21 protein-coding genes and 1 riboswitch are annotated in these 22,340 nt (G+C 36.1%); of the genes, 6 read left to right on the top strand and 15 right to left on the bottom strand.

The genetic code is table 11. From position 1 onward, the window contains the following. The first annotated feature begins 322 nt into the window (after window positions 1-322). Window positions 323-1,957 (top strand): LysM peptidoglycan-binding domain-containing protein, encoded by a 1,635-nt coding sequence (locus AC0VXV_RS00990; protein ID WP_475529965.1) that lies wholly within the window; start codon window positions 323-325, stop codon window positions 1,955-1,957. 74 nt (window positions 1,958-2,031) lie between these two features. Here the strand turns inward: AC0VXV_RS00990 and AC0VXV_RS00985 are convergent, their stop codons facing one another. Then, window positions 2,032-2,742 (bottom strand): hypothetical protein, encoded by a 711-nt coding sequence (locus AC0VXV_RS00985; RefSeq protein ID WP_475529964.1) that lies wholly within the window; start codon window positions 2,740-2,742, stop codon window positions 2,032-2,034. 463 nt (window positions 2,743-3,205) lie between these two features. On the opposite strand from AC0VXV_RS00985, the gene AC0VXV_RS00980 reads away from it, so the two are divergent. Next, on the top strand, window positions 3,206-3,748 hold the full coding sequence (locus AC0VXV_RS00980) for a sigma factor-like helix-turn-helix DNA-binding protein (protein ID WP_475529963.1): 543 nt from the start codon (window positions 3,206-3,208) through the stop codon (window positions 3,746-3,748). A gap of 11 nt (window positions 3,749-3,759) precedes the next feature. After that, window positions 3,760-3,963 carry a hypothetical protein gene (locus AC0VXV_RS00975; RefSeq protein WP_475529962.1) on the top strand — a complete coding sequence of 68 codons (204 nt, stop codon included), beginning with the start codon at window positions 3,760-3,762 and terminating at the stop codon, window positions 3,961-3,963. Window positions 3,964-4,138: 175 nt separating this feature from the next. Here AC0VXV_RS00975 and AC0VXV_RS00970 read toward each other — a convergent pair whose 3' ends face one another. Genes AC0VXV_RS00970 through AC0VXV_RS00960 form a run of 3 tightly spaced genes read right to left on the bottom strand, consistent with a single transcriptional unit; the run spans window position 4,139 to window position 5,163 of the window. Continuing rightward, complete coding sequence (locus AC0VXV_RS00970) at window positions 4,139-4,375, bottom strand: helix-turn-helix domain-containing protein (RefSeq protein WP_475529961.1); 237 nt, start codon at window positions 4,373-4,375, stop codon at window positions 4,139-4,141. Next, window positions 4,368-4,547 (bottom strand): YvrJ family protein, encoded by a 180-nt coding sequence (locus tag AC0VXV_RS00965; RefSeq protein WP_475529960.1) that lies wholly within the window; start codon window positions 4,545-4,547, stop codon window positions 4,368-4,370. Before AC0VXV_RS00965 ends, AC0VXV_RS00970 begins: the two co-directional genes overlap by 8 nt. After that, entirely contained in the window at window positions 4,528-5,163 is a 636-nt protein-coding gene (locus AC0VXV_RS00960; protein ID WP_475529959.1) for a sigma-70 family RNA polymerase sigma factor, read from the bottom strand. The genes AC0VXV_RS00965 and AC0VXV_RS00960 overlap by 20 nt, the downstream gene beginning before the upstream one ends. 338 nt (window positions 5,164-5,501) lie before the next feature. On the opposite strand from AC0VXV_RS00960, the gene AC0VXV_RS00955 reads away from it, so the two are divergent. The 3 genes from AC0VXV_RS00955 (at window position 5,502) to AC0VXV_RS00945 (ending at window position 8,480) form a co-directional block, all read left to right on the top strand. After that, complete coding sequence (locus AC0VXV_RS00955; protein ID WP_475529958.1) at window positions 5,502-6,344, top strand: aldo/keto reductase; 843 nt, start codon at window positions 5,502-5,504, stop codon at window positions 6,342-6,344. Window positions 6,345-6,453: 109 nt separating this feature from the next. After that, window positions 6,454-6,553: riboswitch (purine riboswitch) on the top strand. A gap of 53 nt (window positions 6,554-6,606) precedes the next feature. Then, a complete protein-coding gene (locus AC0VXV_RS00950; protein ID WP_475529957.1) occupies window positions 6,607-7,800 on the top strand; it encodes an MFS transporter in 1,194 nt (397 codons plus the stop codon). 125 nt (window positions 7,801-7,925) lie between these two features. Then, window positions 7,926-8,480 carry a GNAT family N-acetyltransferase gene (locus AC0VXV_RS00945; protein ID WP_475529956.1) on the top strand — a complete coding sequence of 185 codons (555 nt, stop codon included), beginning with the start codon at window positions 7,926-7,928 and terminating at the stop codon, window positions 8,478-8,480. Window positions 8,481-8,575: 95 nt separating this feature from the next. Here AC0VXV_RS00945 and AC0VXV_RS00940 read toward each other — a convergent pair whose 3' ends face one another. The 11 genes from AC0VXV_RS00940 to AC0VXV_RS00890 form a co-directional block, all read right to left on the bottom strand. After that, the gene (locus AC0VXV_RS00940) at window positions 8,576-9,301 is read right to left on the bottom strand and encodes a 3-ketoacyl-ACP reductase (RefSeq protein WP_475529955.1); all 726 of its coding nucleotides are present in this window, start codon (window positions 9,299-9,301) and stop codon (window positions 8,576-8,578) included. 98 nt (window positions 9,302-9,399) lie between these two features. Continuing rightward, window positions 9,400-9,609: a glycosyl-4,4'-diaponeurosporenoate acyltransferase CrtO family protein gene (locus tag AC0VXV_RS00935; protein WP_475531377.1), complete on the bottom strand. Its 210-nt coding sequence runs from the start codon at window positions 9,607-9,609 to the stop codon at window positions 9,400-9,402. After that, a complete protein-coding gene (locus AC0VXV_RS00930) occupies window positions 9,609-9,884 on the bottom strand; it encodes a hypothetical protein (RefSeq protein WP_475529954.1) in 276 nt (91 codons plus the stop codon). The genes AC0VXV_RS00935 and AC0VXV_RS00930 overlap by 1 nt, the downstream gene beginning before the upstream one ends. Window positions 9,885-9,896: 12 nt before the next feature. Continuing rightward, a complete protein-coding gene (locus AC0VXV_RS00925) occupies window positions 9,897-11,015 on the bottom strand; it encodes a glycosyltransferase family 2 protein (RefSeq protein WP_475529953.1) in 1,119 nt (372 codons plus the stop codon). A gap of 45 nt (window positions 11,016-11,060) precedes the next feature. Then, entirely contained in the window at window positions 11,061-12,554 is a 1,494-nt protein-coding gene (locus tag AC0VXV_RS00920) for a phytoene desaturase family protein (protein ID WP_475529952.1), read from the bottom strand. 591 nt (window positions 12,555-13,145) lie between these two features. After that, the gene (locus tag AC0VXV_RS00915) at window positions 13,146-13,820 is read right to left on the bottom strand and encodes a hypothetical protein (RefSeq protein WP_475529951.1); all 675 of its coding nucleotides are present in this window, start codon (window positions 13,818-13,820) and stop codon (window positions 13,146-13,148) included. Window positions 13,821-13,835: 15 nt separating this feature from the next. Beyond that, a complete protein-coding gene (locus AC0VXV_RS00910) occupies window positions 13,836-15,191 on the bottom strand; it encodes an arsenic transporter (RefSeq protein ID WP_475529950.1) in 1,356 nt (451 codons plus the stop codon). Beyond that, on the bottom strand, window positions 15,181-15,381 hold the full coding sequence (locus tag AC0VXV_RS00905; protein WP_475529949.1) for a hypothetical protein: 201 nt from the start codon (window positions 15,379-15,381) through the stop codon (window positions 15,181-15,183). Before AC0VXV_RS00905 ends, AC0VXV_RS00910 begins: the two co-directional genes overlap by 11 nt. Before the next feature lie 56 nt (window positions 15,382-15,437). Continuing rightward, the gene (locus AC0VXV_RS00900) at window positions 15,438-15,947 is read right to left on the bottom strand and encodes a hypothetical protein (protein WP_475529948.1); all 510 of its coding nucleotides are present in this window, start codon (window positions 15,945-15,947) and stop codon (window positions 15,438-15,440) included. A gap of 775 nt (window positions 15,948-16,722) precedes the next feature. After that, window positions 16,723-17,196, bottom strand: coding sequence for an IS200/IS605 family transposase (tnpA, locus tag AC0VXV_RS00895; RefSeq protein WP_475529517.1), 474 nt, complete (start codon window positions 17,194-17,196; stop codon window positions 16,723-16,725). 206 nt (window positions 17,197-17,402) lie between these two features. After that, window positions 17,403-21,860: an S-layer homology domain-containing protein gene (locus AC0VXV_RS00890; protein WP_475529947.1), complete on the bottom strand. Its 4,458-nt coding sequence runs from the start codon at window positions 21,858-21,860 to the stop codon at window positions 17,403-17,405. Window positions 21,861-22,340 lie beyond the last annotated feature (480 nt).

The raw sequence follows: 22,340 nt of genomic DNA, 5'->3' as shown, positions 1-22,340 counted from the left end.
TCTATGAGAAAGTTGCTGCTTTTATATTCAGGAGAAATTCCCCCATCCCCAAACTGATTTTGGCAGACCCTCTTTATTCCCTATTTAAATTATTCCTCCCCTCTTCGAATGTTTTCAAATTCTACTATCGACGATTATTAATTTTTTCACTGTAACTTAGATATGGACACTCCTTTTTATGAAGCTAAAGATTGGTTAAATATAAATAAGCGAAATCTTTTATTATTTATGGACATAGGTTGTTTTTTTCATTAATGATGTTTCTTTTATAAGTATAGCTGGCCAGCTAAATACTAATTGAAAGAAACGAGAGGTAATTAATATGGTAACAACGTACGCTACAATCACAACTTACACAGTAAAGTCGGGTGACAATTTAGGCAGTATTGCCATTAAATTTGGTATGACGCTGGCCGAAATCCAATCATTGAATAACATTGCCGACCCTAACAAAATTCAAATTGGTCAAGTTCTAAAAGTTTACAGCAATACTTCTGGGGGTGGTTCAACTCCAAACACAACAACTTATACAGTAAAATCAGGTGATAACTTAGGCAGTATCGCCATTAAATTTGGCATGACGCTGGCTCAGATCCAATCCTTGAACAATATTACGGACCCCAATAAAATTCAAATTGGCCAAGTGTTGAAAGTATACGATAATGGAACAGGTTCTGGCGGTGGCACAGCACCGAAAACAACAACATATACAGTAAAGTCGGGTGACAATTTAGGCAGTATCGCCATTAAATTTGGCATGACGCTGGCTCAGATCCAATCCTTGAACAATATTACGGACCCCAATAAAATCCAAATTGGCCAAGTGTTGAAAGTATACGATAACGGAACAGGTTCTGGTGGTGGTACAGCACCGAAAACAACAACGTATACAGTAAAGTCCGGTGATAATTTAGGTAGCATTGCCATTAAATTTGGCATGACGCTGGCTCAGATCCAATCCTTGAACAATATTACGGACCCCAATAAAATCCAAATTGGCCAAGTGTTGAAAGTATACGATAACGGAACAGGTTCTGGTGGTGGTACAGCACCGAAAACAACAACGTATACAGTAAAATCCGGTGACAATTTAGGCAGTATCGCCATTAAATTCGGTATGACATTAGCCGAGATCCAATCCTTGAACAATATTACGGACCCCAATAAAATTCAAATTGGCCAAGTGTTGAAAGTATACGATAACGGAACAGGTTCTGGTGGTGGTACAGCACCGAAAACAACAACGTATACAGTAAAGTCCGGTGATAATTTAGGTAGCATTGCCATACGCTTTGGAATGACATTAGCTGAAATCCAATCTTTGAACAATATTACAGATCCAAATAAAATCCAAGTGGGGCAAGTGTTGAAAGTATATGATAACGGAACAGGTTCTGGCGGCGATACAGGCGATGGCGATTCAGCCGTAACTTATGTAACAGAAAGTCAATTAAATCAAATCGGGTGGTCAAGCACATATCTTTCTGCGAAGATTATTGCTGATTTGAATAGCTGTTTACAGCGATATAATATTACGACAAATTCTAGAGTTCGCCATTTTATTAGTCAGTGTAGTCATGAGTCAGGTGCAGGCAGATGGACAAAAGAGTTAGCATCCGGTGAAGCCTACGAAGGACGTGCAGATTTAGGAAATACTCAACCTGGGGATGGTCCGAAGTATAAAGGTGGCGGATATATTCAGTTAACAGGGCGTTACAATTATACAAAGTTTTCGCAAGCTATCGGCGACCAAGAAGTCGTAAATCAAGGTGTTAACTATGTAGCAACCAATTACCCCTGGACAAGTGCAGGCTTCTGGTGGGATAACAATAAAATGAATGCATTATGTGATACTAACCCTACTGTTGAAGCTGTAACAAAAAGAGTAAATGGTGGTTACAACGGTTTAGAAGATCGTAGAATGTATTACAACCGATGTGTTCAAGTTTTTAAATAACATCAAATATATTAAGGGGGATGTTCTACTTTAGAACATCCCCTTTTGGATTTCTTAACATAATGAAAGCTTGATTAATTAGTTTTAATTTTCTTTATAAGCGCTATTATCTTTTCCTCATTGTTAGGATGGATATAAACTTTTTTTGTATTATTGATTATATCTTCCATTTCCTGATGTACTTCTTCTTTATCTATATCTTTAGGAGGAGTAAAGCCACCATACCATCGCAATGGTACATTATAGACATTAATCGTGCCATCTCCATTACTACTATAAGTTACTATCCCATCAACTAATCGTGAACCAGTTAATTGTACAACATCTTCGGGATATTTTACGCTCATATTATCTTCAGGATTAAGAAGGGTTCCTTCAGAAATTTCTTTCACATACAATTCATCTATCTCCTGATTTGGACCTAGTTGCAACCAGACTCTAGCATATTCGATTTGTTCTGGCGAATACTTAGAAAGCTCACTATTCTCTTTCTTTTTATTATCAGTACTATCTTTTTGTTCTCTCATGACGAGTCCCTCAGAAGAATCATCAGCATTCAAATTTTCCTCAGTAAAATTACCGTTGGAGTCGCCTTCATTTTCATTTGTTTCTTCTACAGAACTTGAACCTTTTCTAAGTGCTTCTTCCGTATCTATTGCATCTACACCTATTGATGTATTATTATTCGAATCTTCATTTGCCTTTTCTTCTTTTGGATCCACTGAGCAACCAAAGAGGAATAGTAAAACAACATTACAAAAAATAAGCTTTTTTAGATTCTTCAATTAATGATTGCCTCCTTAGAATATTAAATATTTAAGTTTTACAACAAAACCTCAATTTGAAAAAAATTAAAATAAATTTCTCCAATATTTACCGTAACATAAATTATTTAACTTAGTAAAATATTTACAATGACAAAATCCCCACCATGAACCCCTACATTTCCATAACAATAATCATTAGACTTTTGTACCCAACCTGTAAGTCCTTAAATAAGTATTTAAAAGAGAAAAGTTGAAAAAAAGATAAATTTTACCTCTTTAATAAATATAAATAATGAAAGGAGTAATTTATTACGGAACAGCTTTACAAAGGATATCACCAGTGGAATTTGTGTTTATAACAGTAGCTGATTATACTATCAGTTTAATTGTTGTTGCAGAAAGAGAGAAAAAAGAAAATAACTGAAGAATACCTTTTTTTTATGATAAAATAAGAACATAAGTTCTCTTATTGGTAGGGGGGATGGAATGGGCTATGGAAAATCCTTTAATAATTTCTTTTTTAAAGAATGAAAATATGAAAGCTTTATATCTAGACTATTTGAATGACCCAGATGAATTTACTAAAGAAATCATTGAATACCACTTTTCACAGTACTGTCGTAAAATCCAAATTTTAAGTTACTTTTCTAAAACACTTCATTTTGATGCGCAACGTTTTGACATGAAAATACGCGACCATTCCGAAAAATATCCTCTAATTTTAAATCAGGATAATGGATTTGAAGATATACTGGTGCGGGAGACTGTTGAAGATGACAAAGTAATTAATTATGACGAATACGCTGCTGATAGTTATGAGAATATTGGTGAAATCATTTCCAATAAGCAGCTCTATATGATTGTCGATAATTTGAAGCCAAAAAACAAAGAATTATTGTACTTACTTTATGTAAAAGGACTTGAAGAAAAAGAAGTAGCACAGATATTGGGACTTACAGTACAGGCAGTTAATAAAAGAAAAAACACCATATTAAAGAAAATAAAGCAGCGATTTAACGGATAAGGGGGCAAATTATGAGTGGAAATTTTGAAGAAGATATCGTTCGTATGTTATCTCCAAAAATAAAAAGTGTTTTAAAGCAAACACAGCGTCAGTACCAGGAAGATTTGGAACAAGAATTATTACTAATGATTATTACCAAAGTTAAAAATAAAAAGTACTTCTCTAAGGCTCCTTCTTTTTTTCAATTGGTAGGAGAAACTGATAGAACGAAATAAGCATATCAAGCAGCATATTAAGAAGATAACATATTATACTAATTTTTCCTTAATATAAGCAAATGGGTATATATTAGAAAAGTAAAAGCACCGGATTTTTATGCATTTTTGCATGTCCATCGGTGCTTTTTTGACGGCAATTATAAAAACGGCCAATTAAAAGGCTGTTTTATACTTAGTTTTTAGAATATTGTTTCTTCATTTCCCAAAATCCTGGAACCGAGTTTGTGTCATACTTTTTAATACAACTCATCATTTTAATTAATAAATCCTGCTGTAAATCTTCTCTATATAGTGGTTGGGTTTGATAAATAACTTTATTTAATTTTGGTTCAAAGAGGGTTATAACATTTAATAGAGCCGAATTATCATATTTTGATTCTTTGACTAAGGTAATCAAGTCTTTATTCATTTTTTCTATTCAATCCTTTCTCTAAATCATTTATCACGTTTGATAATTTGAGAATACTATTCTCTAGGTTTTCGATTTTTTTCTCAAACCTTATAAACAGATATACAGTTATCGCTATTGGAAATCCAAAATTCCCTATTACAGTTATTAGTTCAGATGTATTTAATAACACTTGCAGACCCGCCTTCCGCTTTATTAGATTCAAGGAATTTTAGAAGATTGCCTAAAGCATTTTTATGCATTTTGGAAACAGCTTGTTGGCTTTTGCCTAACAAATTGCTAATTTCAGTATCACTTAATCCGTTTACATAAGCTAAATTAATAATTTGCTTTTGTTTTGGAGATAATCCATTCAAGGCTTGATATAAAGCAGGGCTTGAAATTTGTTTAGTAATATCTTCTTTTGATAAGAAAGTATTTAGAGAAATATTTGCATTTTCATCAGGTATAGATTCAAGGTAGTTGTTTTCTTCACTTTCAAAACCTGATTCTCTGACGATATTCCGTGGTGCTTGAAATCTTGATTGTAGTTTTCTCTGTCGTTTATCGAAGTTAACAGAATTAAAATGCAATGTTGTAGATATATGAGATATGAATCTGATATTAAAATAAAATTGCTTAAATTTATTATCTAATTCTTTCATATTTTCCTTTGTTGGGTTCGAAATAGCCCTGTAATAAATTTGTTTATTTGATGGTTGTTTTAAAAAGGAGGATACTATATCATTCTGTAATAATTCGGTATTTTCATTTTCAAATTCTTTTATTTTTTGTTCATCTAAATACATCCATAATCACATCCTTTATATACTCTTTCTCCCATAAACGAAACGTATGTTCTTAAATATATAAAAAAAAGAAAGGCTTGTTGTTTAACACTCTGTTATTCCTTTTTATCCTTCATAATGAACTTTCTAATATATAAAGAAGTCAAAAGTTAATTTAATACAACCTTTTATTTATTTTTTTTACAACTTTTTCTATATAATTGTGAATTCTAAATGAAAATTACAAATATTTTATCAGCACTCTGTTTTGCTTTTATTTAATAGGTCCTCCTTTAATTTTCATGGTATATTATTGAAGTTGCACTATTAAGTGTTATTTTACAGATGGAGGTTTTACGATGCTCAAAAGTTTGCAAGATACAACAACATTAAATAACGGTGTTAAAATGCCTTGGCTAGGAATCGGTACATATTTAGTTGAGGAAGGACCTGACCTGTTAAACGCGATAAAATTTGCGATTAAACACGGTTACCGCAGTATCGATACAGCTGCTGTTTATCAAAATGAAGAGGGCGTCGGCGAAGCAATCCGTGAAGCACTAAAAGAAACCGGCATTTCAAGAGAAGAACTGTTCATCACTTCTAAAGTGTGGAATACAGATTTAGGCTATGAAGAAACACTTGCTGCCTACGAAACAAGTTTAAAGAAGTTAGGTCTTGAATATTTGGATTTATATCTTATACACTGGGCAGTTGTAGATAAATACAAAGATGCATGGCGCGCGATGGAAACACTTTATAAAGAAGGAAAAGTGAAAGCGATCGGCGTTTGTAACTTCCAAGTTCATCATTTAGAAGATTTGATGAAAGATGCAGAAATCAAACCGATGATCAACCAGGTGGAATACCACCCTCGCTTAGCTCAATCGGAAGTAAAAGCTTTCTGTGAAAACAACGACATTCAGTTCGAGGCATGGTCTCCGTTAATGCAGGCAAAATTATTGGACAACCCCCTACTAAACGAATTGGCTGCCAAATATAATAAAACTGTTTCTCAGGTTATTTTAAGATGGGATCTGCAAAACGGTGTTGTAACGATTCCAAAATCAACGAAAGAACATCGCATTGTAGAAAATGCCGATATTTTTGATTTTGAACTGACTAATGAAGATATGGAACTGATTAATGGCCTTAACCAAGATTTGCGTATCGGGCCGGATCCTGATCACTTCAGCTTTTAATGAAGACCTTTCAAAAAGCTGCCCTTGCCTTATACCGAGGGCAGCTTTTTTACTGAATAATATATACTTGAAATTCTTTTCGAAAACGAGTAAACTATCAAAGTGCTCATTCATCCAAGTTAATAGTAACTGTATAACCTCAAGAATATGGCTTGAGGGTCTCTACCAGGAACCATAAAATCCTGATTACAGAAAATGATTTTTTTCATTTTTTGTAATCAGGATTTTTTTATTTATTCAAAGAAAGGAAGTTAGACAAAATATGAATTTCAAAGTTTTAATACTTGCATTATCAACAGTTGCTGTTGGATTGGTAGAATTAATCGTTGGAGGCATTCTCCCAATTATTGCAACTGATATGAATATTTCAATAAGCACTGCCGGACAGCTGATTACAGTATTTGCCCTTATTTATGCAATCGCCGGTCCTGTGTTATTAGTTTTAACGAGTAAAGTTGAACGGAAAAAGTTATATCTAATTTCGTTGTTTATTTTCTTCATCAGTAACATCATGATGTATTTCAGTGTGACATTCACATTTATGATGGTTGCACGTATTTTAAGTGCGATGAGTACTTCACTGATTACCGTGCTTTCTTTAATCATCGCTGCAAAAGTTGTTTCGCCGGCGCATCGTGCGAAGGCACTTGGTTTCATTTATATGGGAATTAGTTCTTCGCTTGTATTAGGTGTACCGCTTGGCATTTTAATTTCAGATTATTTCGGATGGCGTGTAATTTTCCTAGGCATTGCGATTTTATCGGTAGGCTCATTTATCCTTATTTCAATCTTCTTAGAGAAGGTTCCTGGGGAAATGACAATCCCACTTTCGCAACAATTAAAGGCGGTTGCCAGCTCCAAAATAGGAAGTGCCCACCTTGCAACAATGTTTATGCTGGCAGGACACTATACGATGTACGCGTACTTCACGCCGTTTTTGGAAACAGAACTTAGTCTGAATTCCAGCTGGATCAGTCTATGCTACCTATTATTCGGGATTGCTGCAGTAAGTGGCGGCGCATTTGGCGGGACGCTTTCGGATAAAATCGGCGCACCAAAAAGTATTATTTTCGTTATTGTTTCATTTGCAGTCGTGCTATTCATCCTGCCATTCACAACATTCTCTCTTATCATTTTCATACCAATTATGATGATTTGGGGAGCGCTAAGCTGGAGTTTATCACCACCACAGCAAAGCTACTTGATTCAGACAGATCCTGCTACATCTGATATCCAGCAAAGCTTTAATAATTCAGCTTTACAGATCGGGATTTCGATGGGTTCAGCATTTGGCGGTATTGTAATAAATCAAACAGCCACAATTTCACAAGCAGCTTGGTACGGTGGCGCACTTGTACTAGTGGCATTGGCATGTGCAGTCTTTTCTTTAACGAGAAAAACAAACGGAAGAGAAGAAAAAATCTCTACTTCTGCTGCCCATCATTCGAATATTTAATTCTTAAAGCAACATCTTTTTGTAGGATGTTGCTTTTTCTTTGTATAGTTAAAAAATGTATATTATGTTATGATAAGCAAGCCTATAGCACTCTCGAATAAAAAACATATTATTGGAGAAAACAAATGGAAAATCTTAATTTATTGCTTGAAAAAAACAGTCATTTGGAAAGCGAACGTCTATTTTTGCGTCCAATTTCTATTGAAGATACTGAAGATATGTACGAATATACAGCGGATGAAGAAACAACTAAATTTCTTTATCATACACACAAAGATCTGGATCAAACGAAGAAGATGATTGAGAATTATTTTATGAAAGAACCTGCCGGAAAGTATGCGATCGTATTAAGAGAAAGCAATAAAATGATCGGTGCGATCGAATTCCGTATCCATGAATGGAATAAAAGCGGTGAACTCGGCTTTACGTTAAACCGCTGCTTCTGGGGAAAAGGCTATATAACAGAAGCCAGCAAAGTTGTATTGGATCTAGCCTTCAATACACTTGGCTTAGAACGAGTATTTGCGGAATCTCACGTTCAAAATGCGGCTTCCGCTAAAGTAATGCAGCGTTTAGGGATGACCCATGAAGGAACGATGCGAAAAAATCACATGATTAAAGGTACTCTCGTAGATAGTGTATATTACTCTATTTTAAAAGAGGAATTCCAGCAGGCTTAATACAAAAATCTGAATCATTACAAAAATAGCCCCTCATTCTGTTTTCAGAATGAAGGGCTTTTCAAATTCAATCGGTTCTTAATTTTGCATTATTATTAGAACGGATTTGTATTCATTAATGTTGCATTTTTAATATACATGCGATTGTTCAGCTTTAGTTGCGCGATAATATAGTCTGCAATATCTTCAGGGTGCATATATTGATCTCTTTTTTCATCTGGCACTAAGTTCAGTGCATCCGCCAAATCTGTTGCGATTGTACTTGGCGCTAATGCTGTTACACGGATATTGTTGCGGCGCACTTCTGCTGCAAGCGACTCTGTTAAGCCGATGACACCAAATTTAGAAGCACTGTATGCACTTGATGTTGCAGCGCCGTTTAAACCGTTTGTTGATGAAATATTAATGACATCACCTGCATTTTTTTCGATTAATTGCGGTACAATTGTGTGCGATACATAAAAAGTACCCATTACATTGATGTCGACAATTTCTTTAAATTCTGCCGGGTCCATATCAACGAGCTTTTCAAATTTACCTACGCCCGCATTGTTAACTAAAATATCCGTTAAACCCAACTCTTCTTTTAGATGGGCAGCAGCGTTCTGTACTTGTTCTAAATTCGAAACATCCGCCACTGCATAGACAGCTTTAACACCATGGCTTTCGATTTCTTTCGCCACTTGCTGTAATGCTTCTTCTGAACGTGCAATAATCCCTACGTTCACACCCTCTTTTGCTAATGCTACTGCTACCGCTTTACCGATTCCGCGTGCAGCACCTGTTACAACCGCTACTTTACCTTGTAATGACTGACCCAATTTCATCGTCTCCTTTATACATTATTCCAATAAAATTTTAACATAGTGAACTTCCATACGTCTTATATTGCGTTCGGCTGATGTATAGTTTTACTTCTCTAACTACCACGATTAGATAAACCTAAAATATTCTCAATTCGTCCTCTGTTATAACGTTGCGTTAGAATAAATGGGATGTTGGCGAAAAGTGCATAAACGATATTAATGCAGCCTGCCCAAACAGGATTCCACAGGAAAAATAGAGGTGCAGGCAAAATGAGCAGCCAATGAGTTATTTCTGCCCTCTTTGTTTCAGCTGCAAAGACGATCAGTTCTTCCCGCTTCGTACCATGCAGATGGCTTTTATTGTAACTTTTTTTGCAATCGAAGAACCATCAATTAAGTGCTTTTTCCATTTCTTCACTAAAAATAGCCGATTCCAGATCTTCCCGTGCTCCTCCCACTTTGCAATACGGAAAAATACAACATCCTTCAGAAAAAAGCGTAAAGGAATTTTGAAACAGAGCGCTGAAATCGAAAAGTGAAGAACGAACCATGCCACTATGTTAACAACGAGAAGCCAAATTGCATTAATAACTGTCACACCTCTCTCCTATTAAACTTTAATTTTTCTGCCTCTCCACATTACCGAATGCAAAACATGCGTACGGTATAATGAGTACAAAAATATGGCTGTAAAAAATAATACAAAAAATGGATAGATCAAGAAAACGATGAAATGGAAATTTCCCGCTCTTCTCGCAATAAAATACAAATGCCCACCGTATAATAAAATGACGACAATACTGCAGAAGAGCGCTACAGTAGATTGAGTTAAAAAGGTGAGAAAGGGTGCCAATGCTGCCATAATGACACCAAAAATCCAAAGCTGAATGAGAAGCATGACAAATTTATGAGTAGATTGGGAAGCTGTTGCCAGATTTTTTGTCCAGCCTTCTATTAGTTGCTTCGGTCCCTCTTCATACATACGCATATTAATAATCCCTTTTCCTGCATAATTGGTCACCGGTAAGTCTTTTGCTATAAAAACATCACTCAGCGCAAAGTCATCCATAATCGATTCTTCCGCAGCTTCATGTCCTCCCGTTGTAATATAGCTCTCCTTATCACAAAGAATACATGGTCCAAATGATCCTGCCGTCGCAAACTTTTCTTTCCAAACTGTAAATACATTCATTCCTGTCAGAACAATAATATTAAATATTACGGATAAATTTTCATATCGTTTTACAATCCGGTGATACGGTTGAATGGATAATATTCCTTTTCCTTCTTGCTTGCTAAAACTATTTACAATACGCTCAAGACTGTCTTCAGCAGCAAGCTGAACATCCGCATCCAAAAATAGCAGCCATTCTCCTTTTGCAGATTGGGCCCCATACGCACAAGCATTGGATTTACCCGGGCTCATCTCCCCTACTTGTTTACATTTTAAAACCTTCGCTCCGTATGACGATGCAACTTCAGCAGTATGATCAGAGGAACCATCATCGACTACAATTATTTCAAAATGCTTCCAAGTTTGCGCTTGAAGCGATTTAAGCAATGGGGGCAAACGAAGCGCTTCATTTCTTGCTGGTATGATAATCGACAATGCAGGTAATGGTTGATTCCCCTCTTTTGCTGGCGGTTTTCTTGTAGACCAAAACATCAGCACACCACATAATAAACCGAGTAGGGATAGTATTTGCACCATCAAATACAAAGTTTCCATTGATCATGTTCCTTCCATTTGCATTTGTGTTTTAGCTAGTACTATTTACTTCTTCCTATCTCTTTCAATCAGTTTCTTAGCCACCTGCTGCCCGCTAAGCGTAACCATTGGCATACCGCCACCCGGATTGACAGTTCCCCCGACGAAATATAAATTGTCATAGCGTTCACTTTGCTTAGGGTGTTTAAATCCTTTATTCACTTTCTTATCGGATACAGTCCCGTAAATTGCCCCGCGGTCAGAAGAATACGTTCGTTCAATATCATGTGGTGTCCACATATCCTTTGTGACAATACTTTCTCTAAGGTTGTCCAACCCCATATTTTCCAGCTTTATTAATACCTTTTCCGCAAACTCGGTATACTGCTGCCGAGTTAGAGGCTTATCTTGAAGGTGAGGAATATGCGGAAGGATTTTAAGGTTCTCATGACCAGGCAGTGCTTGATTTGGATCTGTTTTATTCACATTTACTAAATAAATGACAGGATCATCCGGAAGTTGATGCTTCTCAAAGATCAGATTCATTTGACGTTTCATATTTTTGGAGAAAAAGAAATTATGATGGGCCAGTTGAGAGTAGCTGTTTTTGACCCCTAAATGTAAAACAAGACCTGAGCTTGCAGGTTCGAATTTTTCATCTAATTTATCGGTATAACTTTCTTTTTCCTCAGTTAATTGTTTATATGTCGGAATGACTTCCATATTGGAAACAAAGTAATCAGCAGTCAGTTTCGTCCCACCATCTGTATAGGCCGCCGTAATAACTCGCTTGTTTTTATCCAGCTTCACGATCTTTTTCCCAAGATGGAATGTTACACCGATCTCTTCAGCCAACTTCACTAAAGCATTTGCTAAATTGTGCATTCCTCCAGGCACATACCAGATCCCCTGTGCATGCTGCATGTAGATCATCATATTAAGAACTGCCGGTGCATGATAGGCGGAAGATCCAACATATTTTACAATATAACTCAGCATATCCCGGAATTGCGGGTTCTTAATTCTTTTATCAATCGCATCGAACATTGTAGAAGATAAATCAAATTTCCTCAATGATTGAAACGCACCGTGAAATTGGAGCACTTCTTTTATATTATCTAACCCTTGATTAAAATAACCTTGCTCCGTTATCTCGTATAAACCCTTGGAATATTCTAGTAATTTATTGTATTGCTTTATATCTTTTTTCGTTAGAAATGGATTCAAGTTTTCCATATCGTGTAGATTCTCATATAGATCAAGTGTATTACCGTCCGGGAAAAATGAGCGCCACTGATGGCTCAATCGCTGAATTGGTACATAATCACTCATTTGTTTTCCGCTTTGCTTAAATAAAGTTTCGAATATATGAGGCATCGTTAGAATCGATGGCCCTAAATCAAAACCGAAACCATCCTGCTCTAAACGGTTCAATTTTCCGCCTAGATGATTGTTCTGTTCATATATGTCAACATCGTACCCTTTTTGCTGGAGTGAAATTGCTGCAGATAAACCGCCAAGTCCTCCGCCTATTACAACCACTTTTTTCTTACCGGACATATTGTCCCCCCTCTGTTTGCCTTTTATTTAAACTCTAATTTCCTCTAACCGTTCCCGGTCAACAAAATTTTTTTCGTTAAGCAGTACCATCCCCGCTACATCAGCTCCAATAACAATGACTTTTCTTCATATTTACGCTCCCCTATTAATTATTAAAATGACATTTGTTTTTCCTCATATATGTAAATTAATAGCTTTCATTAAACATTATACATTAAATTTAAATTTGTATAATCTTTAATTATTTAAATTTTTAAGTTTTTTACTTTCCCTCAAAACATTTACCCTTCACCCCTTGCTTTCAATCCTAATTAATACGTAACTTTTCCAACTTTATTGTCCTAATATCAAATTCCAATCCTTGTACAATTCCTCTTAAAACCTTTTAATTTTGTATAATGTTTAGAGGGGATTCATACAATACAACACCAAAACACCACAACAAAAAAGACACTAATTCAAATTGAATTGTGTCTCCGTTACTTATAACCCCGCTCTGTTATTTTAAGCTTGCCACGCCAAATTTCGATATAAGCTTCTGTACATGTAAAAACTATAGGCATTACATAACGCCGCTTATTACAGCGTTGCCTATACGCAATGTATTGTTTGAATATGTTCAATATTTATATACGTTCGTTTCTCTTTCGCTGTTTTCAGCTCGAGCATCTTGCCATTAATACTTTTCACTTTGCCGGTGTGATGAATTTTCTCCCCCATATTTAACACGATCAGCTTATTCAATAGTACCGCCAGCTGCTGTTCAAAATTCACTTCAAATTCCGCTTCAGCTTGTTTCCAGCTGAATTCCGCCTCGGATAAACCATATGGCCGCTCGTTAGATGGATATGGAATAAGCCATTTTATATGTTTTATTGGAATATAAATCTTTTTATTAACAGGAGAATAGAACACAAGATAATCATCCATCACTTCTAAAACCGTGCCATATAAGTACTTTTTGTTGATAATGCAAATTTCCTGGTAAATTCCCTTTGCCTCTTTCAAGATGCTGTCGAATGTTAAATTCTTTTTGTCATCATCCAAGGAAATAATCGGAGAATTGGTAGGTCCTTCAAATTCAGTATCTGGTGTATCGACTGCAATATATTCAATATGGCTTACGGGGATATAAATAAAATTTTCACCGTTAAATAATACAATAATGTCGCTGCCGCTATCGAAAATAATCCCTTTGAAAAGCTGATCTCCTATTAAACTGACTGTGACATATTCTTTCTGATCTCCTTGCCATATGTGATACAAATTGCTTCCTCCTATCTACTGAACAAACAACATAATCCATAAATATAAACTAAATAAACTGACAAACAATCCAATTGGAATGACGAGGAATGTGACTTTCAAATATCTCTTCCATGTCATTTTCACACCAAACTTTTTAAGTTCAAACATCCAAATTAATGTGGCAAGTGTACCGATTGGTGTTAACAGCGCCCCTATATCGCTCCCGATTACACTGGCAAGATATGCAATCTGTACAATAAGAGGTTCCAGTTCCATATCAACAATTGCCATTGTACTAAACATGACAGCCGGTAAATTATTTACTAAATTCGAAAGCACAGTAGTCAGCATTCCCATAATAATTGTTGCTTGTAACGCATCCTGAGCTATGATCTCTCTCAATGAAGTTACAATGAAGTCATTTAAACCGACATTTTTGAGCCCATAAACAAGGACATACATGTTAAAAGCAAATAAAAATATTTGCCATGGTGTATTTCTTATCACATCTTTAATTCCAATGCGGATACGAATCCATCGATAAATAATGAGGATGGCAGCACCGAATAATCCGATAAATTCAAGCGAGATACCAAAAGGCGTGAGGGCAAAAAACGCAATTCGAGTTGTTATAATAATGAGTAAGCATACTTTGAACATCTTCCAGTCGATATCTTCCGGATTGCCTGCCGGATCAAGAGGATGAGTATATAAATGAGTCGATTGAAGGTGTGCACGTTTAAAGGGAATTATAGGGGGAAATTTTGGTATATCTTTTTTGAAATATAAAAAAAGCAGCCAGGCAATAACAAAAATACCAATCATGGATGGAATAAACATCATGAGTACATAATCATTTAATGTGAGCCCAACTATTTTCAGTGCTATCAAGTTCGAAATATTACTCACTGCAATGGGGGCACTCGCAGCTGTAGCAATAAGAGCACCTGAAATTAAGTACGGATACATTTGATGCGGTTTAAATTTGAGTAGTTGGACGATACGAATGATGATTGGCGTAGTAATCAAAATACTGCCATCATTATTAAACAGCATTGTCATCAAAAAGCAGAGCAAATTTGTATAAATATAAAGCCTAATACCTGACCCTTTTGACCTTATGACAATATTGACCGCAATCCACTTGAAAAAGCCGATACTTTCCAAAACAATCGTCATCATAATGGTCGAAAGGATCGTAAGTGAAGGTCCACTGACGATATCCATAATGTCGAGAATGTCAGTCCACGACACGATACCCAGAATTAACACAATTGCCGCGCCGACAGTTGTTGGGACCGTTTCATTAACATTCATAGGTCTCCAAAGCATAAAGACTATCGTGAATGTAAAGATAATAAGCATCATGATGAGCGAGCTATCCCACATTAATATCCGCCGCCTCATTACTAATAAATTTCGGTTTTACTGGTTCATGTAATTCCCCTTCTACTTCCATTATTGGTTCGATTACTGACCCGTTAACCAGATTTTGTTCAATTGGAGTTGAAATATAGAATTTATAAAATAAACCTCCCACTATTGAGAAGTAGAGGATTATAAATAAAATGAGCACCATTTCACCTCCTTCTTTTGGAATTTGAGCCAATTAACTGGTTTATGGATAAGAGCTGATTATTTTCTTCTGTTTCCGGAAGATTTTGTATTCATATTCGTAGTTGTATTGCTTTGAGCTTCCTGGTTTTGTTCTTCATTTTCCTCTTCTTTTGTACCGAAGCTGATATTTCGGATATGGAACATTGAAAGTTGGATGATTTCTTCTTTAGAGAAAATCGTTACGTAATCATCTTCAACTTCATTTAAAATTCCTTCCAGTGATTCTGGGCCGCCGCGGTTTACCTTTACCCAACTATGTCTAAAATTCTTAATGACGGACTTGAATTCGTCTCCTTGGTAGTATTCCACATTTTCCTGTACCTCGAAGCCTTTGTCGAGGCCGCCTTTAGCATGAAGTGTAATACTTTTTACGTGTTGCATTTTATAGTAAACAACACCGTCATCTTTCGTGAATAATACAAAATAATCCCCTTCTACTGCCATTAGCATACCAACGCGTGACTCTGGTCCACCTCTGTCGATTTTTACAACTTTCCCTACAAGCGAAAGCATTAAGTTTCTGTTCATGATGTTATACTCCTCCTATTTTTAGCTTACTGCAATAATATGAATTCAATTTTTTAATAAGGAGGTAAAGCGCCCACTGTTTCCAAACTTTACATTAACGGCATTTAACCCGAGCGTACTAAATTGTCTTTTAGGAATGAGTTAACTATGAGTTTAAACGGGTTGAGCCTTTGTACTACAGGGCTGAGCATAAGTGGTAGGAATCGAAAGTTAAAAAAAAACTTTTTAATTATTTAATTAAAGCCTGAAAATTCCCATAGGATTTATCTGAACAATGGCTATGCCGTAAACTCCCCTGCAATGTTACCATTAGAACGATGACAATGTTTCCCCAGTAACGCTCTCTACGTTGAACCAGAACGCTCTTATTTAAGAGAATTTAAGACATTCAAAAAACATTCATATAAATGAATCCTCTATTTCTTTTTTACATCTGTAATTCAAAAGCTTCAACAAAATCAAACAACAACCATCACCTAACTGTCACTATTTAAATAAACTTCACTCCAATATCCCTTTTTCATAATTTAATCGCTATATATTTTATGAAAAAGGTATGAAGAAGGTTAAAAAGATGCATTACTTTATAATGAAGAGCAACCAACTTTAAAAATTAGGTAACCTGCACTTAAGAATAAATACAAAAATAAAAACCACCAGTTGAACTGGTGGTTTTCTCTGCGCGTGAAACGCTGGGGTACTGGCCCACGTCTAAAGACGCTCTGAAAGGTCTGCCAACCGCACTACTTTTCCGACTACCGCTAAAGCGGTGTACTTATTTTTTTCTTCGATTTAATTCTTCCCCTGTGAATGGGTCAATGAATTCTTTCATCGTCATTTGATCCTCTAGGATATCTTCCTGCAATTGATTTTTTATATATTCCTGAATGACTTTTCGGTTTCGCCCTACTGTATCCACATAATATCCTCGACACCAAAATTTTCGGTTTCCATATTTATATTTCAAATTTGCATGTCGATCGAATATCATTAAACTGCTTTTCCCTTTGAGATACCCTACAAACGCAGATACACTAAGCTTCGGTGGAATACTCACTAACATATGTATATGATCAGGACAAGCTGTAGCTTCAATGATTTCTACGCCTTTTCTTTCACACAGTTGACGTAATATTTTACCGATGTCCGCTTTTATTTTTCCGTAGATTATTCTTCTTCTGTATTTTGGCGCAAACACAATGTGATACTTACAATTCCATGTTGTATGTGCTAAACTTTTATTATCCAATATTGGAGCTCCTTTCGTACGTAATCGGTTGACCAGACCTGATTTTATTGTACGACTGGAGTATTTTTTTTGTCCATAGCTAAAAGCTTTTTAGAACCCCCCGCATAGCAGGGGGTTTTCGTTTCCATAAATAAAAAACCAAACCCACACAGCTTTCGCTTTGTAGGATTGGTTTGGAATTAGTGTAATTAATAAGAAAATATAGGTTAATCCTCAATAGGTTTTGGTGCTGGAGTAGTCACATAGGATGGAATTACAACATGATTTGCAGTACTGTCTGAATTTTTCGCCTGAATTATATTACCGAAATTATCAACAGTAAAGAAGTAGATTTTTTGTCCACCACCAAATACATTTGTCGCATTGGATGGTAAAGTTAAATCCCAGATTCTGCTTCCGTCACGGGCTTCGTCCATAATATTTGTTCCAGCTATAGTCATACCTGTTATTTTTATTCCACCTTGCGCTGCTCCTCTTGCATCTTCAAAGGTTGGAGGTGTAGATGCATTACTATTCATAACTGCATAGTAGAAGCGTTGACCATGCTTCACTGGTATACTAGACTCCACTCTAATTCGAACAAAGTAGTTTCCATAGTTCGTGATTTCTTTAATATTAACTGCCAGTGCTTCAGTCGGGTAAATATACTTACCAATCTTGGAAATATCGAATCGATTATGTCCTTTATAATCATATACATCAACTGAGTCTTCCATTGAAACAGTTATTGTTTTATTAGCTGTTGTAACATCTTTTGCTTTAATTACTAATGTAGATTGATTTGTTGTAGCTGGAGTACCTTCAGTATAAGAAACAAAATCAAAATTTTCTTCCGATACGCCGTCTCCCGTAATATTTAAAATTCCTTTCCAGTTGGAAGCATTTAAACTACTCTTATTAAAATTATTTACCGTATTTTGGCGCATTATTGTTTCATTGAATGTAATGGTAAATTTCAATTGGTCAGCATCACTCGAATTTAACTTTTCTCTATAAATTAAAGCTTCATTTTCCGTTAAAACGTATGCTTGGTCTATTGGTTTCACCGCATCATTTCGAGTTGAATCGATAATATGTGGCTTCACACCATCTGTATAAAAATTCTCAACAATTAGTTCACCATTTGGTTGATCTGAAGAAGTTAACGGTTTGTCCTCATCTACTTTTCGAACAGTAAAGTTTCCGTATGCATCTTCCACACCGATTAAAAAGTTGTATTCCATATGAGGGTCGAGATTTTCAATTGTTACTGTAGGGTTCCCAACCTCATATTCTTTCGAAATATATTTTCCTGCTTTTATTCCAAAATCTTTAAAGTACTGCAAACGTGCAGCATTATTATACGTGTTAATATCATCAATAATATTTATATCTCTACGTGTCGTATTTAGGTTGCCATTACCCGTATTGAAATAACTTTCTCCCGAAGAGTCTTTATTCCAAATATAATTGTTGTTATTTGGCGGTAAATCCTTCTTATATTTTGGAATAGCAGCAACATGAATTGTACCGCTTTCATCTGCATTAAATGTTATTAAAGCTGTTTTATTTTTATAACTATCATTACCTGTCACTGGTGCTTGAATTTTATAATTCGAAGTTAAAGGTGGCTTCGTATCAGTAATTAATGTTTTTTGATCCCATACTGAGATTTTTCCAGAACGATCCTTCAGCAAAATATAAATGGAGTAATCTTTAAATTCACTAACTCCACTTGGTCTTGAAATAGGCGGCAACTTAATTTTTCCTACTTCTGCCGACCCTGAACCTTTAGCTAAATAATCATTTAAGCCGTTTGACTGAAATGCCCCTGTAACTGTTTCAGAATCAAACTCATCTACAAAATCGCGTGGTGTAATATTAGAATTTTTATCAAAATATCCCTTCTCTAATATCATGTAATAGTAAGTACCAGCTTTATTAGTCGTTACATCAATTAAAAATTTGTTGTCTGTTGGTGAAGCCTCAACTTTATCGATCTTTAATTTTGGCGCTAACGCATCAGTATGGTTATAAACCGCATAGTTACGTGGCGGATTTCCTCCTGGAGCTGTTAGTGCACTTTCAAATTCATTCTCCGCTAAGTCTTTTACTCCTGGTAATATCGTCGCACGAATGGTATCCCCATTTACTAACGCTGTAACAGAAGGAATTTTAATACGAATACGTTTATTAGAGTAAACTACTTCACTAGGTTTGATTTCCTTTTGACCTGTAAGATTGACAATGCCGGTTCCTGATAATACATAATTATTAACATTTTCAGCACTTGCTTTATCTAACTCTTCACTGACTGAAATGTAAAAATAACCTTCATTTAAATTAGATGAACTTGCAGGCATTAATTCTGAATTAATAACATACGGATAAGTCGTATCCGGTGCTTCTGTCTTCAACGTAATCTTTGGCGCAGGGTTGCGCATTTTATTGCCCGATTTGTCGACCATCACCGCATAAATTTCATACTCTGTACTTGGCTTGATATCGCCGATTGCCGGAGTTGCACCATATTTAGTTTCGGTAATGACGATATCATCAGGTTTTGTAATAGTCCCTTTTCCTGTATAGCGCTTCATAATTTCATCAACAGTCGGGTCCGGCATCGTAACGGGTGATTTTTCGCGAATATAGTAGTAGTATTCACCCGGCTCGGTAATTCCCTTAATGACAAATTGTACACGCTTTCCGCCGTACATCGTTTCGCCTTTATCGAGGCGGAATGTCGGTGGTCGGTTATCGATTGTCGAGAACTCCTGTTCTTCCTTCTCCGATACATTGTCCGCATCATCAATAACAATCGCATAAATGACATAGTCCGTCATCGTTTCCAGACCGGATACCGTAAATTTCACAGGCTCGTCCATTTTGATTGGCCCATTGCCGTTGTATTTAGTACCGCCAGTTTTAATCTCGCTAATTGTTGGCGCTTTTTCATCTGTTTTTTTAATAACATAGTAGTACGTTCCATCTTCATCCGCTGTTAATGTCACATCGGCTGTCGATCCGCCTGCTGCCACATCCAGTTGTGTAATGGTTGGGGACGTAACATCGGTAACAATGGTATTTTCCACCGGATCACGATCAACCGCTTTTCCGTTTTCATCCTCTACATACCCAATGTTCGGATCATCCGTTTTATAATCGTCAAACACATCATTTACAGTTTTATTGTTTGGGATGATCGCTTTAGAAATATAGGCATGTGTACCAAGATTCGTAAAGCCGTTGCTTGATGTAATGTAATAATAATCATATGTGCTGTCTGTATTCAGGTACACATTTTTCAACGTGTTTTTATACATGTATTGAATATCATGAACGCCATAAATAGAAACATTATAGTCCGTATCGATATACATCGCGTTCGGGCTTGCATACAGTTCCACATTTGCTACATTTCCTTGTACTGTAAGGCGGTCGATATCATAGTTGGCCTTTAAAAATGTACGGTCAGCAGTTACATACAAATGACGAATATCCGCGTTTTCAAAGTCCACGTACTTCTTTACGTTTGCCATACGTTCTGTGTATTTTTGCAGGTGCTCAGGCTTTGTCGGGTCCGGCTTGTTCTGTAAATTCTCGTTTTCACTAGGGTTGAGGAAATCTTCATTTTCCGGATCTGTAGGTGTTCCCCAATCGATAAACGATGCGAAGTTTCCTATACTTGCAATACGCACATTTTCCAATGCGCCAAGTGAACGTCGCGGTGCTTCCGCAACTTCTACACGTCCGGTAAAATTAATATTTTTGAAGCGCACATAGCTTCCATGAACGACAAGTTCCCCTGCAAACGAAGAATAGCCCCCATCAAGCGCCAGTAAACGCGAAGAACTACCGCTCGCATTGATCGTCAGCTTCGAAATATTTTGAAGGGTCTTTCCTGAATAACTTCCCTCGATGTAAGCACCTTTTAATACATTTTGATTTCCCGCATTAATGATACTGCGTAAATGGGATGCCACCGTGTACGCGACACCGTTTATGTATATTTGATTTCCTACAATATCCCCGACTGTGTAGACAGGATTGCCGCGGTCCGCTTTTTCTGAACGCCAAATAAATGTCGCCATCTGTCCGCGTGTTACGGTATTAAAAGGATCAAATGAAACAGGTGTTTTACCTTTTGTTATATTCAGGTCATAAAGTGTCTGTATAAAATAAGCATTGGCATTTTTATTTGTAACGTCTTTGAAACCGTGGTTAAGTTTTGTGGAAATACCAAACTTGAAGCCAAGCGTTAAAATTTTCGCCATCTGTCCGCGTGTAATCGGCTCTTTGGGTTTAAAGGTTTTATCTGAATAGCCATTAATGACACCCGCCTCTGCCAATGCGGCGATGTAACGGTAGTTTGGGTTATTTACCGTCACGTCTTTAAAGCCGGGGTTTTTTGGATTAGTTATATTTACATCAATCGTCAGTGCCAGCATTTTTGCGGCATCTTCACGAGTAATTGCTGCATTCGGTTTAAATGTACCGTTTGAATAGCCTGTTGCAATTTTACGGTTGGCTAAATCAATAATCGGCTCATAATAATCCGCATTTGGATTTAAATCACTGAAAGAATAGGCATTTGCCTGGTGGGGCATTGCGACTAGCACACCACTTGTCGCCAAAACCGTTGCGACCGCTGCCTTTGAAAGTTTTTGTGCTTTTTTCGAGTCCATGTTAGAAAATCCCTCCCTTTTGAAATGTCGTAACATGTTCAATCTAGTAAAAACTTCTATTATTTATATCGGCTAACGGTGCGCAAAACTGTATGAAATTTATGCAGTTTTTCATTTTAATTCTGGATTTCTAAATTTGGACAAAAAAAAGGAACGGCCCTGCTCCGACTTGAATGTCATAAAGCAAAATCGTTCTATAAATAAATAGCCAACCATCCATACTTTACCCTAGCTAAAAATTTTCTAATCTTTAATAGGGTTTCTATACTTAGTTAATATTCACTAATATACCATTTTATTCCTCAATATAGATACCCTTTTAAAAAAAATAGAAAATAAACTATCTCTGTCTGTTTATCCTATATTTCTGCACAATTTGCTTATTTTCGCACTATAATTTTCAGAGTATTTAAAATATAATAGATAATAGAGAATTAGAAAATAAGGGGTCTCTTTTTCTTATATTTATATTTTATTGAA

The sequence above is a fragment of the Solibacillus sp. iso_87 genome (assembly GCF_056173085.1).
This window is presented reverse-complemented; position numbering and strand designations above follow the sequence as displayed.

What these genes read in the sequence shown, in the direction of transcription:
- AC0VXV_RS00990 (WP_475529965.1), top strand. Translation starts at nt 323, where the DNA reads ATGGTAACAACGTACGCTACAATCACAACTTACACAGTAAAGTCGGGT.
- AC0VXV_RS00980 (WP_475529963.1), top strand. Translation starts at nt 3,206, where the DNA reads ATGGAATGGGCTATGGAAAATCCTTTAATAATTTCTTTTTTAAAGAAT.
- AC0VXV_RS00975 (WP_475529962.1), top strand. Translation starts at nt 3,760, where the DNA reads ATGAGTGGAAATTTTGAAGAAGATATCGTTCGTATGTTATCTCCAAAA.
- AC0VXV_RS00970 (WP_475529961.1), bottom strand. Translation starts at nt 4,375, where the DNA reads ATGAATAAAGACTTGATTACCTTAGTCAAAGAATCAAAATATGATAAT.
- AC0VXV_RS00960 (WP_475529959.1), bottom strand. Translation starts at nt 5,163, where the DNA reads ATGTATTTAGATGAACAAAAAATAAAAGAATTTGAAAATGAAAATACC.
- AC0VXV_RS00955 (WP_475529958.1), top strand. Translation starts at nt 5,502, where the DNA reads ATGCTCAAAAGTTTGCAAGATACAACAACATTAAATAACGGTGTTAAA.
- AC0VXV_RS00950 (WP_475529957.1), top strand. Translation starts at nt 6,607, where the DNA reads ATGAATTTCAAAGTTTTAATACTTGCATTATCAACAGTTGCTGTTGGA.
- AC0VXV_RS00945 (WP_475529956.1), top strand. Translation starts at nt 7,926, where the DNA reads ATGGAAAATCTTAATTTATTGCTTGAAAAAAACAGTCATTTGGAAAGC.
- AC0VXV_RS00925 (WP_475529953.1), bottom strand. Translation starts at nt 11,015, where the DNA reads ATGGAAACTTTGTATTTGATGGTGCAAATACTATCCCTACTCGGTTTA.
- AC0VXV_RS00920 (WP_475529952.1), bottom strand. Translation starts at nt 12,554, where the DNA reads ATGTCCGGTAAGAAAAAAGTGGTTGTAATAGGCGGAGGACTTGGCGGT.
- AC0VXV_RS00910 (WP_475529950.1), bottom strand. Translation starts at nt 15,191, where the DNA reads ATGTGGGATAGCTCGCTCATCATGATGCTTATTATCTTTACATTCACG.
- AC0VXV_RS00905 (WP_475529949.1), bottom strand. Translation starts at nt 15,381, where the DNA reads ATGGTGCTCATTTTATTTATAATCCTCTACTTCTCAATAGTGGGAGGT.
- AC0VXV_RS00900 (WP_475529948.1), bottom strand. Translation starts at nt 15,947, where the DNA reads ATGAACAGAAACTTAATGCTTTCGCTTGTAGGGAAAGTTGTAAAAATC.
- AC0VXV_RS00890 (WP_475529947.1), bottom strand. Translation starts at nt 21,860, where the DNA reads ATGGACTCGAAAAAAGCACAAAAACTTTCAAAGGCAGCGGTCGCAACG.